The sequence below is a fragment of the Bacillus sp. GW821-FHT11D08 genome, from assembly GCF_058808515.1.
Genome location: NZ_JBXARS010000004.1, coordinates 1 through 14,619, shown reverse-complemented (window position 1 = coordinate 14,619; position 14,619 = coordinate 1). Strand labels below are relative to the sequence as shown.

General features: G+C 49.9%; 8 protein-coding genes. All 8 read right to left on the bottom strand.

The genetic code is table 11. The annotated features are described in order from the left end of the window. Positions 1–7: 7 nt before the first annotated feature. Positions 8–220, bottom strand: coding sequence for an acetyl-CoA carboxylase biotin carboxyl carrier protein subunit (locus tag AC1RRX_RS09730; RefSeq protein WP_007410121.1), 213 nt, complete (start codon positions 218–220; stop codon positions 8–10). Then, positions 217–1,566, bottom strand: coding sequence for an acetyl-CoA carboxylase biotin carboxylase subunit (locus tag AC1RRX_RS09725; protein WP_144464257.1), 1,350 nt, complete (start codon positions 1,564–1,566; stop codon positions 217–219). Before AC1RRX_RS09725 ends, AC1RRX_RS09730 begins: the two co-directional genes overlap by 4 nt. Positions 1,567–1,587: 21 nt before the next feature. After that, positions 1,588–3,228 (bottom strand): AMP-binding protein, encoded by a 1,641-nt coding sequence (locus tag AC1RRX_RS09720; protein ID WP_144464255.1) that lies wholly within the window; start codon positions 3,226–3,228, stop codon positions 1,588–1,590. Positions 3,229–3,273: 45 nt separating this feature from the next. Then, complete coding sequence (locus AC1RRX_RS09715; protein WP_007410118.1) at positions 3,274–4,416, bottom strand: acyl-CoA dehydrogenase family protein; 1,143 nt, start codon at positions 4,414–4,416, stop codon at positions 3,274–3,276. Between the two features lie 140 nt (positions 4,417–4,556). Then, positions 4,557–6,095, bottom strand: coding sequence for a glycoside hydrolase family 10-like protein (locus AC1RRX_RS09710; protein WP_007410117.1), 1,539 nt, complete (start codon positions 6,093–6,095; stop codon positions 4,557–4,559). Positions 6,096–6,216: 121 nt separating this feature from the next. Next, positions 6,217–6,597: a DUF1360 domain-containing protein gene (locus tag AC1RRX_RS09705; protein ID WP_007410116.1), complete on the bottom strand. Its 381-nt coding sequence runs from the start codon at positions 6,595–6,597 to the stop codon at positions 6,217–6,219. Positions 6,598–6,670: 73 nt separating this feature from the next. After that, positions 6,671–10,474, bottom strand: coding sequence for a non-ribosomal peptide synthetase (locus tag AC1RRX_RS09700; protein WP_020955911.1), 3,804 nt, complete (start codon positions 10,472–10,474; stop codon positions 6,671–6,673). An 18-nt stretch (positions 10,475–10,492) separates the two neighbouring features. Continuing rightward, positions 10,493–14,619 (bottom strand): amino acid adenylation domain-containing protein (locus tag AC1RRX_RS09695; protein WP_492870898.1); only part of this gene is annotated, 4,127 nt, incomplete at its 5' end.

The following is a 14,619-nucleotide window of genomic DNA, read 5'->3' as shown; positions in this document are numbered from 1 at the left end:
TCCCGTTTTATTGAAGTTCAATCAGGACCTCTCCTTCATCAGTGAAATCACCTTCTGATTTTTTTACTTCTTTCACCGTACCCGCTGCATCAGCGATAATCGGAATTTCCATTTTCATAGATTCCAAGATGGCCACTTCCTGTCCTTCTTCAATGACATCACCCGGTTTCACATGAATTTTCCACAGGTTTCCCGCCATTTGAATTTTTATGACGCTCATTTGGACGCCCCCTCGTTCATTGTTTGTAAAAAACCGGTTGTTGCCTCGCCCTTTTCAAACACTTCTGAATAGGCAATTTTTGTCAGCAGCGGAATGTTGGTTTTAATCCCTTCTACATGATATTCGCCAAGGGCGGTTTTCAGTTGTTCAATGGCTTGTTTTCTCGTATTCGCCGTGACGACCATTTTGGCAATCATCGGATCGTAAAACGGAGAAATGACGCTTCCCTTTTCGACGGCGCATTCGTGTCGCACTGACGGGTGTCTTAAAACGGAAAAAGACGAGATGGTACCGGGTGACGGGTAAAAGGTGACCGGATCTTCCGCATAAATCCGCACTTCTATCGCATGACCGCGGTGGTTGATATCTTTCTGCGAGAAAGGCAGCGCCTGCCCAGCGGCAATTTTCAGCTGTTCTTCCACAAGATCCAGTCCTGTAATTTCTTCTGTCACCGGATGCTCCACCTGCAGTCTTGTGTTCATCTCTAAAAAATAGATTTGTTTCTTTTGGTCGACGAGAAATTCTATTGTGCCTGCATTTTGGTAGCCGATCGATTTTGCGGCTTTAACGGCGGTTTCACCGAGTCTTTGTCTTAATTCATCGTCAACAAACGGCGACGGCGCTTCTTCTATCACTTTTTGGTGGCGCCTTTGGACTGAACAGTCACGTTCAAACAGATGAACGGTGTTGCCGAAAGAATCTGCGAGTATCTGAATTTCAATATGACGGGCATTTTCAATGACCTTTTCCATGTACATTGCGCCGTCTCCAAAAAAGGACGCGGCCCGCTTTTGATTTCCTTCGAACGCTTTGGCCAGCTCTTCTTCTGAATGTACGATCTGCATGCCGATTCCGCCTCCTCCTGCGGACGCTTTCAGCATGACCGGAAAACCGATGGCACGGGCTTCGGCTAAGGCGGAGTGAACATCGGGCAATGGCTCTGAAACACCGGGAACGATCGGGACCTTTGCTTTTTGCATCGTTTTTCGGGCTTCAATCTTGCTGCCCATCTTGGCGATGATATCACCGGGCGGACCGATAAATGTGATTTGTTCCTTCCGGCAGCGTTCGGCGAACAGGCTGTTTTCTGACAGAAGCCCGTAGCCCGGATGAATGGCGTCCGCTCCGGCGGATTTGGCGGCTTCTATGATTCTGTCGATATGTAAATAGCTTTCATTTACTCTCGATTTACCGATCGGATAGGCCTCATCAGCCGCTTTTACATGCAGCGCGTCCCGGTCGGCTTCTGAATACACAGCTGCCGAGGGGATGCCGAGACGTTTGCAGGTGCGGATAATTCGTAAGGCGATTTCTCCTCTGTTGGCAATCAGGACTTTTTTAAACAAATGTGAAGCACTCCTTTTTCATTAAGTTAACTTGAGCTCTTCAATCGTTTTTTCCCGCAGCTTGAATTTCTGAATTTTTCCTGAGGCTGTCATTGGATATTCATCTGTAAACAAAACGTACCTGGGGACTTTATAGCGGGCGATATGTTCTTTGCAAAAGGTTCTGATGTCTTCTGCGGAACCGGTTTGTCCGTCTTTGAGCCTGATCCACGCCGCGGCCTCTTCTCCGTATTTCGGATCAGGAACGCCGACGACCTGAACGTCTGCTACCGCGGGATGCCGATATAACATTTCCTCAATCTCGCGCGGATAGATATTTTCGCCGCCCCTAATCAGCATGTCTTTCAGACGGCCCGTGATTTTGCAGTACCCGTCCTCGTCCATGACCGCCAAATCACCGGTATGCAGCCAGCCGTCTTTGTCTATCGCTTCTTCGGTCGCTTCTTGATTTTTATAATAGCCTTTCATAACATGATATCCGCGGGTGCAGAGCTCTCCTTGTTCGCCCCTGGCGGCTTCTCCGGATGTTCCGGGCCGAACGATTCTGACTTCGATATGGGGAAGCGCGCGCCCCGCTGTTTCCACTCTTCTTTCAAACGGATCATCTGTTCTTGTCTGCGTAATGACAGGTGATGCTTCGGTCTGTCCGTAGGCAATTGTAATGTCGGTCATCCCCATTTTGCCGATCACTTCTCTCATGACTTCCGCCGGGCATGGCGAGCCTGCCATAATCCCGGTTCGGACGTGGGAAAGATCATATTCAGAAAAACGGCTGTCATTTAGGAGGGCGATAAACATCGTCGGTACACCGTGCAGAGCCGTGCAGGCTTCTTGCTCCACCGTTTTCAGAACGGCCGGCGGAGAAAACTGTTCGATCGGAATCATCGCCGCACCCGCGGAAACACATGCCAGCACGCCGAGCACGCACCCAAAGCAGTGGAAAAACGGCACGGGAATACATAAACGGTCACATGAAGTAAGCTTCATGCATTCTGCGATATTGGCCGCGTTATTTACGATATTAAAATGTGAGAGCATGACGCCTTTCGGAAATCCGGTCGTACCTGATGTATATTGCATATGGATGCAATCATCCTTTTTCAGGCTGTCCATCCTTCCGTCAAGCGCCGCATCCGTTACAGCTTCGGCATCCTTCAGCAAAGAATCCCAACGGTGCATCCCGGGCGGGCTTTTATCACCGATATATAACACCGTCCGTAAAAAGGGGTAACGTTTCGAACGCAGCCTGCCGCGCTCACAAGTTTTCAGCTCCGGAATCAGCTTATTCACCATCTCAACATAAGATGTCTGCCGGTAGGAATCCATGATTATCAGGGCCGAGACGTCTGAATGTGCCAGCAGATAATCGAGCTCTGCGATTTGAAAATTGGTATTAATGGTGACCAGAACGGCGCCGATTTTCGCCGTTGCAAATTGCGCCGCGAGCCATTCCGGAATGTTGGATGCCCATATGGCAACATGATCTCCTTTTTCAACTCCCAGCTTCATCAGCCCTTTTGCGGTTTGCCGGCATAACCGGTCAAACTCGGCATACGTATAACGAAGGCCGCGCTCAGGGTAAACAACCGCTTCACGATCCGGAAAAAGCTCCGCGGTCCGCTCAAGCAGCTTTCCGGCTGTTAAATGGATAAGTTCAGCCATATGACCTGCCCCCCTTCCATCCCTGTCTTAGTAAACGTTTTCATTTCACTTCAAAAGCTGTCTTGCGATGACCATTCTTTGAATTTCTGACGTTCCTTCGCCAATCTCCATCAGCTTTGCGTCACGAAGCATACGTTCGACACCGCATTCCTTCATATAACCGGAACCGCCATGAATTTGGATGGCCTGAAGGCATGTTCTGACGGCCATTTCTGAAGCATAAAGCTTGGCGAATGCAGCTTCTTTCGTAAATGGCAGGTTTTGATCCTTCAGCCATGCCGCTTTAAGCACCATCTGTCTGGCAAGGTCAATTTCCATCGCCATATCGGCCAGCTTAAATTGAATGGCTTGAAATGACGATATCGGACTGCCGAACTGCTTGCGTTCCTTCGCATATGACAGCGATGCCTCCAGTGCGCCTTGAGCGATACCGACAGCCAGTGCCGCAATCGAGATCCGCCCGCCGTCTAATGTATATAAAAATTGTTTAAAACCTTTTTCAGGATCACCGAGCAGGTTATCGGCAGGCACCCTGACATCCTCCAGCACAAGTTCGGCCGTATCCGACCCTCTCACACCCATCTTGTCGTACGGATTTGTGATCGTAAATCCCGGTGTGTCTGTCGGGACGATGAGAGCTGAAATGATCGGTTTTCCGGCGGAGTTCTTTCCCGTAACGGCGGTGACAATGACCGTGCGGGCGTAATTTGCGTTTGTGATCCAGCATTTCTCTCCGTTTATCACATAGTCATCGCCCTTTTTCTCGGCTTTTGTCTGGGTTCCGCCGGCATCGGAACCGGCATTCGGCTCTGTCAGCCCGAATGATCCGAGCGCTTTTCCCGAAGCAAGCGGAATAAGATGTTCTTGCTTTTGTTGGTCAGTACCGAAATAGTATAATGGGCTTGCGCCGAGTGACACGGCCGCCGCGTAGCTCAGCCCCGTGCTGCCGCAGGCTTTTCCGATTTCTTCGACCGCTGCTGCATATGAAATGGTGTCACCGCCCGCCCCGCCGTATTCTTCCGGAAACGGAATTCCGAGCAGCCCGAGTTCGCCTATTTTTTTAAATGTGTCTATCGGGAAGACGGCCGATTGATCAACCTCATGGGCTTTCGGGGCAATTTCATTTTTGGCGAAATCTCTGACCATTTCGCGCACCATCTGCTGTTCTTTTGTCAGTTGAAAATTCATTAACCTTCCTCCTTCTGCTGCTTTCTACATTTTATTAATGGGGGTCTTTATTCATTCCATCCAAATAAAGTCTGAACATTCGGACTCATCCGCTGCAAAAAAACTGACAGCGCCGCAACTGTCAGTTTTTTTAATAATGGCTATTTAATTGTCCGTTTTGCGGAGGGACGGCTCTCATGGTGAAGCCTGTCAACGGAAGTAACGAAATAGGTGCAGGCTTCTTTCGCCCGAATATCAGTATCTGAAAATGTCTGCGTCCGTGACGATGTTTTTCTGACTGTATCCACTAAATAAGGCTGCTTTCCCTTTTCTGCGCGGTAAATGGCGTAATAAGCCGTTTTTTTACCGTTGGATTTCGCATCTTCGATATAGAGTGTATGGCCGGAAGCATTCTTCTCCGCCCGTTTGACAGCCGGTTTTTTTAAAGCGGAATGTCCGAGCCAAGGCATCTCGGGAATTAATGCGGGCCGGCTGTACATGTCTTTGATCAAACGGTTTTTTACATCGAGCGGATTACGGTTTAAATCCTTTAAACTGAAATGCATGCTGCCTTTTATCCATGCTGATCCCCTGTTTAGAGTAATCTGCCTTCCGTATTCCCCCGGGTCGGCCCAGGCCGGATCAGCGTTGTTGTTGATTTTATAAGCTGCCTGCCCGATATATAAATGCACCGGCCGATTGTTCACTTCTTTTCCCCACCAATCCGCTAAGACGTCATATGCCGCCGCTTTAAATCCGATGCTCCAGTAAATTTGCGGTGCGATGTAATCAATGTATCCTTTTTGGATCCATTCTCTCGTATCAGCATATAAATCATCATAGTTCCGCACCCCTGCGGCCGTTTCGGAGCCTGTCGGGTCATCTGCGGCATTTCTCCATACGCCGAACGGGCTGATTCCGAATTTGACATAAGGTTTTTCTCGTTTGATGGTTTGGTTGATTTCTTTTACAAGCCGGTTGACGTTATCCCTGCGCCAGTCATCAACTGATGCAAAGTGAGCTTTTCCGTACCGTTCGTATTCCGCCTGATCGGGGAATTCCTGTCCGGCAATTTTATAAGGATAAAAATAATCATCCATATGAACCGCATCAATGTCATAACGGCTGACCACCTCTTTGATTCCATCCGTTATAAATTGTCTTACTTCCGGAATGCCCGGATTATAGTACAGCTGTTTTCCGTATGCAGCGACCCAGTCCGGATGCGAACGCGCGGGATGATCATCTGAAAGCGCATTCAAATTTGTGTGATTCATCGTGATCCGGTAAGGATTGAACCAAGCGTGAAATTCAAGATTCCGTTTATGTGTCTCTTCAACTAAAAAAGCAAGCGGATCGTAGCCGGGATTTTTGCCTTGTGTTCCTGTCAGATACTCTGACCAAGGCCCGTAATCTGATGGATAAAAAGCATCAGCCGCAGGCTTAATTTGGACGATAACGGCGTTCATTCCCATCTCCTGAACGTCATCCAGCAGCTTGCTGTATTCTCTTTTTTGCTCTTCCGGTGACAGCCCTTTTTTAGAGGGCCAGTCGATATTGGTGACAGACGCGATCCATACGGCTCTCATTTCTCTCTCCGGCTGAGTGCCGCTTGCTTGTGCGGATGCTGAGAATGTAAAGATGCCGGCTGTCAGTACAACGGCCAAAAACCATATCATGCTAAAACGGCAGCTTTTCATGTTTTTCCCCCTCTCTGCTTTACGGTATTCCGAAGCATTCCGGGCGGTGAATCAGAAAGCCTGCTTTGCTCCTCTCAGCCTAAAAAGGAAAGAAAAAAGTCCTAAAGCGAATCAAAACGCTTCAGGACTTTTTATGTTTCATAGCGGCGAGCACGTCAATGACCTTCGTTCCGACGCCGACACACGTTTCAAGAATGGCCTGTGCTCCGGCGATGGACAAAATGAAAATAACCGGATGTGCATAGCGGGGCCAGACCAAGTAGCAGATGCCGATCAATATGGCGCACCAGACGCCCGCACACCAATAACATTGCAGCATATAACCGAATGCGGAGGAAGGGACTTTTTTTTGGACGGCGCGCCCGTTTTGATCGACGGTTTTTTCTTGCTTTATAAAGGGTTTTCTTATGAATTCCGTAATCTTATCAAATACGATCAAATGGGTCAGCCGGTAGCTGGCAAGAATGATCATTACATACGTAAGCCAAGATAGGTTCGTCATGTCAAAGCCTCCAAAAAAACTGGTTTGATTCCCCTATCTTGCCCTCTGTCATACTGAACCATTCTGCCGGATGTTACAGATTCCGCGCCAAGCGTCTTCCGCTGTTTGCAATGATGTCCAGTATGACCTCAGCATTCTGCTGTGCAAAGGCGGGTTCAAACATATCTTTATGGGCGCCCCCGCCTTGATATTCCTGATAGAGTCCCGTTGTGGCGCCTTCCCATTTCATCGGCTCGGTCTTATCACTGTGCTCTTCCTTTATGCCGGCCTCGATAAAATGGAGGTTTGCCGCGATTTGGCCGTCATTTATCAGTTCCGCCCAGTACGTTTGATAGCGCTCTGTTTTTCGGATGACCGCTTCCCTGACGGCTTCCGGGACATTTTCGGCTGTTGCGTTTGTTGGCTGCGGCGGCAATGTGTCAAGCTTTCTGTACGCGTCTGCGATAATGACGTCGCTGATTTCTAAGCCGCGCTTTTCCATCGCTTTTGCCGCCTCGAATGCCGTATTGCCGCCTGCCGAATATCCGAAGAGTATATAAGGGCCTTCCGGCTGGATTTCCAGCATTTTATCAATGTATTGTTCCATTCTGCTGTCTTCTTCAATAAAGTTAAAACCGTACACAGCAGCCCGTCCATTTAATGCCGCCGCAAGATCTTTAAAGAAAATGCCGAAACCTGAGATAGGCGGAAAACAGAAAAGATTGCGGCCTTTCGACTGGTTCAGTCTGCTGATATGCTGCTCTGCAGCTTCTGTCAGTGTGTTTGAATACAGCTTTTCAGCCAATTGTTCAATTGTCGGATATTCAAATATCATTTCAATCGGCACATCCATCTGCTGCCTGGTCTTCAGCTGATGAATCACTTGCAATGCTTTCAAAGAATGGCCGCCCAGCTCAAAGAAGTCATCCTGTATGCCCAGCTCCCTGTAGCCGAGGATCGGCGTCCAAATGTCGATCAGCTCACGCTCTACCCAGTTTCGTGGCGGAACGGCTTTTGATGACGTTTTTTTCCGTTCTGGCGCAGGCAGCCCGCGACGGTCCACTTTGCCGTTTGCGGTAAGCGGCATACGGTCAAGCTTCATCACATACTGAGGAATCATATAGTCGGGAAGCGACCTGGCCAACAGGGATCGAATGGCTCTTTCTTCAACATGTGCGCCTGTATAATACGCACAAAGGATTGCTTCTTGTCCTTCTTTTGCTACGATGACTGCCGATTCCCTGATTCCATCGATTTCAGTCAAGCGTGCTTCGATTTCGGCCGGCTCGATCCGCTTCCCGCGAATCTTGAATTGACGGTCGATACGGCTGATGTATCCGATGCTTCCATCAGGCAGCCAGTGTGCCAAGTCGCCTGTTTTGTAGATCTTTTCTTCAGGATGAACCGGGTGGCTGACAAATGCTTCACTTGTTAAGTCAGGCCTGTTTAAATAGCCTTTGGCAACCCCGTCACCGCCGACACAAAGCTCACCGGGCACGCCGATCGGCGCAAGTCCGCCATTTTTATCAATGATATACGCGGTTGAATTGCTGATCGGTTTTCCGATCGGGATCGGCTGAGAAAAATCGTGCCTGATTTCGTAAAAGGTGGAAAACGTCGTATTTTCCGTCGGTCCGTATATGTTATAAAGGCTGAGATTCGGACAGCGGTGTCTGACCTTATTGATGAGCGCCGGGGACAATGCTTCTCCGCCGACATATAAGGTGTGCAACCCAGAAAACATCTCCGGATCTGCCTGGGCGAACTGGTTAAAGAGCGCCGTCGTCAAAAACAGAATCGTAATACGGTTGGAAGAAAGATAATTGCCGAACCTCTCAGGGGCAAGCATTGTCGAGCGGTCAACCACATGAAGACATGCTCCGTTCAAAAGCGCTCCGAAGATTTCAAACGTCACTGCATCAAAACCGATGGACCCTGTCAGAATGAGACGGTCCGACATGCCAGCCGACGTGTAATTGCTGTTTGACACGAGCGATACGACGTTTCGGTTGGAAATCATCACGCCCTTCGGTTTTCCTGTTGAACCGGATGTATACATAATATAGGCAAGGTCATCAGGTGCTGTATCGGTATTCAGTTTTCCCGCATCAGGTGTTTGTTTTTCAGCTGCAGCCGGGATAGAGATGATGTGAGAAAAGTCAATGTCAGTCTCAATTCCTTTTTGTACCGTTAACAGCTGTGCTCCGCTCTCAGTGAGCATATCGGCGATCCTGTCGGTTGGCAGTTCTGCATCAAGAGGAAGGTACGTCCCTCCCGCTTTCAATACAGCGAGAACAGCGATGACAAATTCCGGTGAGCGTTCGGCCAGAATCCCGGCAATTCCCTTTGGCGCCAGACCGTTTTCCAGCAGGGTGCGGGCGAATGCAGTTGACCGTTCATCGAGCTCCCGGTACGTCATCGTCAGCCCGCCGGCGTGAAGCGCCTGATGGTCCGGGGTTTTCTTCACCTGTCGGCTGAACAGGCTGATGATGCTTTCATTTCTTTCATAAGTTGTTTTCGTGTCATTAAATTCGCCGATTATTCTTGATTTTTCCTTTTGTCCGAGCATCGGAAGCCGATCAGCGGGAACATCGGGATTGAAGGCGGCGCCGCGCAGAGCTTCTTCCAAGTGTCCTTTTACGCTCTCTATCCATACTTCATCATAAACGTTCGCATTGTAGCTGAATTTGATGAGCAGCTCATCGCCAGGCGCTATGATGAGGTTAAAATCGTAGCCCGATTGTTCCGAAACGTTGACATTCCCGATCCGGAACGGTGCATCCGATTCCTTTTCCGCGTCTTTCATCTGCTGCTGAATCGGATAATTTTCAAACACGATAATATGGTCGATTAAATCCTGTTTCAGCTCAGTCTGCGATTGGATGTCAGCAAGCGGATGATAGCTGAACGCCTCTGAATCAAGCATTTCTTTCTGCAAGCGGCCCAGCAGTTCTCTAAAGCTTTCGTCACCCGTTTTAATGCGTACCGGAACGGTATTGATAAACAACCCGATCATGCTTTCCACGCCGTCAATGACGGAAGGCCGCCCTGATACGACGGCGCCGAATACGGCATCGTCCGTCCGGTTGTAGCGCTGCAGCATCAGGCCCCATACAGTCTGCATAAGAACCGCGAGCGTAGCGCCCTCTTCTTTGGCGATGGTTTTCAGCTTGTCCGTCAGGTTTTGATCTATAGAAAACAGCAGCTCTTCCTTGCGGTAGCCTTTTTCCTGGGGACGGGCCGATATTTTCGGGAGTCCTGAGGGTGTCTCGCAGCCTGCTAAATATCCTTTCCAATACTCAGAAGCCGCGTCTTTGTCCTGATCAGTCAGCCATGTAATATAAGTGCTGTAAGGCTTTGCGGGTGCCAGTGTGACGGGTGAGCCTGATTCAATCGCCCGGTACATATGCATGAATTCCTGAAGGACGATGCCGAGGCACCAGCCGTCCATAAGGATGTGATGGTGGCTCCAGACGCATACATATTTTTCGTCAGCCGTTTTAAACAAAGAAACACGCATCAGCATATCCTTTTGCAAGTCAAAGCCTTTTAAGCGGTCACGTTCCTTAAATCGCTGTAAATAGATGCTCTGTTCCGCTTCGTCCAAATGTGTAAGATCTTCGCGGTACAGCCGGAATTCCCGCTCACGCAGCACAACTTGGCGGGGGCCGTTCAGCTGAGCGACATGAGGTAAAAAAACCGTTCTGAAAATATCGTGGCGGCTGATGACAGACTGTACGCTTTGCTCAAACAATTCCGGACGAAGCCGGCCTTTTATGGTGAAGACGGATTGCTCGATATATGCAGCCCCCTCCTTTTGCAGAAAGGAATGAAAAAGCATTCCTTCCTGCATTCGGCTGAGGGGATAAATATTTTGGATATTTTTTGTTTTGTCCATGTGTTCCTCCCGCTCGGTTTAGTGGAAGCTGAGTAAGTCGGCAATATCCTGCAATGCTTCCTCAGTCAGCTCCCGATCATCAAAGTCACTGACGGTCTTCTCCGTATCGGTTTTGCTGAGGCAGTGTTCCGACAGTTTCAGGAGATAATACCGGCAGCTTTCGGACAGCCGTTCGATCGTATCTTGCCGGAAGCGCTCCGTTTCATAGGAAATACTGACGGTCATCCGGCCTTTTGCCGCAATCGCGCTGATTTCAAGTGACTGCTCCCGTTTCCATGTATCTGTCACATCATCTCCGCCTCCCAAAGGAGAAAACTGAAACGCGTCAGGCTGTTCCGTTTCTGCCGGGTTCCCGCCGGGCGCATCGAATTGTCCGAGATAATTAAAGCTGATCTCCGGTGCTTTCCCGAAAGTCATCCCGGCAAGCTTCGGCGGTGTTAAATATTTGAGGACGCCGTATCCGTTCCCTTTATCCGGAATGCGCCGCAATGTGTCTTTGACGGTTTTCAATGTGCGAATTTCATATTCTTCAAGAGGTTCATAAGCTCCGCTCCGGAAAAGCACCGGGTAAATGGAAGTGAACCACCCCACTGTCCTGCTGATGTCCGCACCTGCCTGCTCCGATTGGCGTCCGTGTCCTTCAAGGGCGATTTTCAAAGCGTGCCGCGGCGACCACTTTTGAATGGCAAGCACGGCGGAAGCCAAAAGCACATCTTGCGTATCCGTATTGTAGGCGCTGTGTACATCTTTCAACAGGGCGTCCGTTTCACTTTCTGTCAGAGTGAAGGATACCGTGTTCCGTTTTTTTGCAGGAGTTTGAGATAAATCTGCCTGTTCGTAAGGAAGACTTTCTGTTTCATAGTGTTCAATCTCCCGCCAATACTCCGCCTGCTGAAGAAGCTGTTTACTTTCGGCATAATCGGCCAGCTGCTCCGTATATGTTTTGAATGACATGGTTTTCTGAGGGAGTTTGATTTCCTGTCCAGAGATGGCCTGTTCATAAGCAGAAGCCAAGTCTTCCAATAAAATCCGCCATGATATCCCGTCGACAGCGAGATGATGGACCGTCAGAAACAAGTAATCTTCTGCTTCAGAGCGGAACAGCCCCGCCTGTACCAGCGGCCCGTTCTCTAAATCCATGTTTCTCTGAAGCTCTGCGACGCGGCGTTTTACAAAACGTTCCTTCTCATGCTCATCGCCTTCCATTTCTAATATGGTCAGGCTGTAAAGCTGCTCATCTGCGAGGTCAGCCGGTCTGTTGAAGAGGAGAAGACCTTTCTCTTCGTCTTTTATGCAGACAAGGCGCAAGGCATCATGATGTACGGTAATGGCTTTTAACGTTTTCCTCAGAGCCCCTTCATCTATTGAATTTGCTCTCGTCAGCATGACGGACTGGTTAAAATGATTTGCTTCCTTCATGTCTTGTGTGAAGAACCATTTGTGAATCGGCGACCACTTCACTTCTCCTTCTGCAGGAGCTTGGCTGACCGGCTGCCGCTCTGTACGGACATAAGGCGCCAGCTCCCTAATTGTCGGCCGGCTGAAAATATCTTTTACGGCGATCTGTTTTCCTGCCTGATGTAATCGGGCTGATACTTGCAGGGCTTTGATGGAATCGCCGCCCAGTTCAAAAAATGATTGATCCGCGGCAATGTTTTCAGTTCCGAGCACTTCGCTCCAAATCGCGGAAAGCTCTTTTTCCATGTCGCTTTCAGGCTCGGTAAATGCCCGTCCGGTGTGCGCTTTTTTCCGCGGCTCAGGAAGCGCACGGCGGTCAAGCTTCCCGTTCGGTGTGACAGGCAGGGCTTCAAGTGTTTCAAAGAACGCCGGCACCATATAAGCGGGCATTTCATTTCTGAGCGCCTGCTGCACGGTTTCACTTTCTGTTCCTTCTTCTGTCACGATATAAGCGCATAGTTCCGTTTGGCCTGCTGATGCGGGCAGAGCGGTGACGGCTGCTTCTTTGACACCTTTTATGCCTGTTAAGGCGGATTCAATTTCTTTCAGTTCCACCCGGTAGCCTCTGATTTTGACTTGCTCGTCCATTCGGCCGATATATTGCAGCGTGCCGTCCGGCAGCCATTTTGCCAGGTCGCCCGTGCGGTACATGCGCCGGTTCTTCTGGAACGGGTCTTGGACAAAGGCTCGGGCCGTTTGCTTAGGAAGATTGCGGTACCCTCTTGCAAGGCCGGAACCCGAAATGCAAAGTTCTCCCGTTACACCGATCGGCTGCGGATGATCTCCGTTTAAAATATAAACGTGTGAATGCTCAATCGGACGGCCGATCGTGATGTTCTCACTTTGTTCTATATGTCTTGCCGCTGTAGTGGCGACGCTGTTTTCCGTCGGGCCGTACTCATTGGCAAGCTCCGTGTGTGGACAAACTGATAAACTGCGGCTGATAATGTTTTGGTCGACGGCTTCTCCGGCTAATGTGACAATTCTGAGAGACTCTGCATCCCCCGGCTCCAGTACGTCAAGCAGTGTACGGTACAGTACGGGAACAATGATCATGTGAGTGATGCGGTAAGATGCAAGATAGTGTTTAATAGCAAGAATATCTCTTGCTTCATCTTCGGCTAAAACGGCCGCTTTCGCACCGGAAATCAGCGGTGTGAACATGCTTGTTACAAACCCGTCAAATGAAAATGAAAAGAGCTGAAGAATCGTATCTTTCTCATTCAGATCATAAAATCCGCTTCGCCATTGAAGGGTTTGGCTGACGGATCGATGTTCGACCATAACCCCTTTCGGCCTGCCTGTCGTTCCCGATGTATAAATGATGTAAGCCAAATCTTCCGGTGCTGATAATGACTGGACCGGCGAAGCATCCTGTTCTTGGATATCCTCCAGTGCGAGCACTTCACCGTTAAAACGATCAGGCACTTGTTCTATCGCACCGTGTGCGGTAAGGAGAAGCGCTGTGCCGCTGTCTGAGATGATATATTGCTTGCGTTCCTCCGGATATTCAGGATCTATCGGGACGTAGGCTCCTCCGGCTTTCCAAACCCCGAAGACTGCCGCTACTTGTTCCGGCGATCTTGGTATCACAATGCCGACGGCTGCATCAGGTCCGATCTGCCGTTTTTGCAGGGCTCTGGCGATTTTATTCGACCAGTCATCTAATTCTTTGTATGTGATCAATGTTTCCCCGCTGATAAGGGCCGCGGCATCAGGTGTTTTTCGCGCCTGGGTGATGAACAGTTCATGAACTGTTTTTTCAGGCAGCTGTTGATCCGTCATGCCGTTAAAGTCCGAAAGAATCCGGTTCCGTTCCGGAGCAGTCAGCATGCTGATCGCTTGTAAAGAAGTTTCCGGTTCACGGACAATGTGTTCAAGCATCGTCATAAAGTGGGAAGCCCAGCGCTGCATCGTTTCTTTCCGGAATAAAGACGCCGCATATTCAAACAGAAAATGAATCTGTCCCCCGCCTTCAGAAGCCTGCAGAGTGACATCAAATTTGGAAACCGGACGGGACACGTCCGCATTCTGAATATGCAAACCGTCCAACAGCAGTTCCTCATGCTCTATATTCTGGACGACAAGCATGGCGTCAAACAGCGGATTGCGGCTTGTGTCCCGCTGCACCCCGAGCCGTTCCACCAGCTCTTCAAACGGGTAGTCCTGATGCTCATACGCTTCAAGCGCCGCCTGGCGGACTTCCGCCAAGTAATCGGTAAACCGTTTGTCTCCTTTCGGCTCCGTTCTGATGGCCAGCGTGTTGACGAACATGCCGAGAATCGGTTCAAGGTCTTTGTGCGGACGCCCGGCAATCGGCGAGCCGACGATGATGTCTTCCTGCCCGCTCAATCTCGCGAGTAACGTATTGTACGCGGCGAGAAGCACCATATACAAAGTGGAGCCGTGATCCCGGGCGATGCGGTGAAGGCCGGATGCCGTTTCAGCGTCAAGCGTGCACGATACGCTGCCGCCCGCAAAGCTTCTGACAGCCGGACGGGGCTTGTCAGCCGGAAGCTCAAGCACCGGAAGCTCTCCTTCAAGCCGCTTCAGCCAATAGGCTTCCTGCTTCTGGTACCCTTCTTTCTCCTGAAATGACCGCTGCCAGACGGCATAGTCTTTATATTGAAGGCGCATCGGCGCAAGCGAACGGCCTGCGTACAGCTCGCCGAATTCTTTAATCAAGG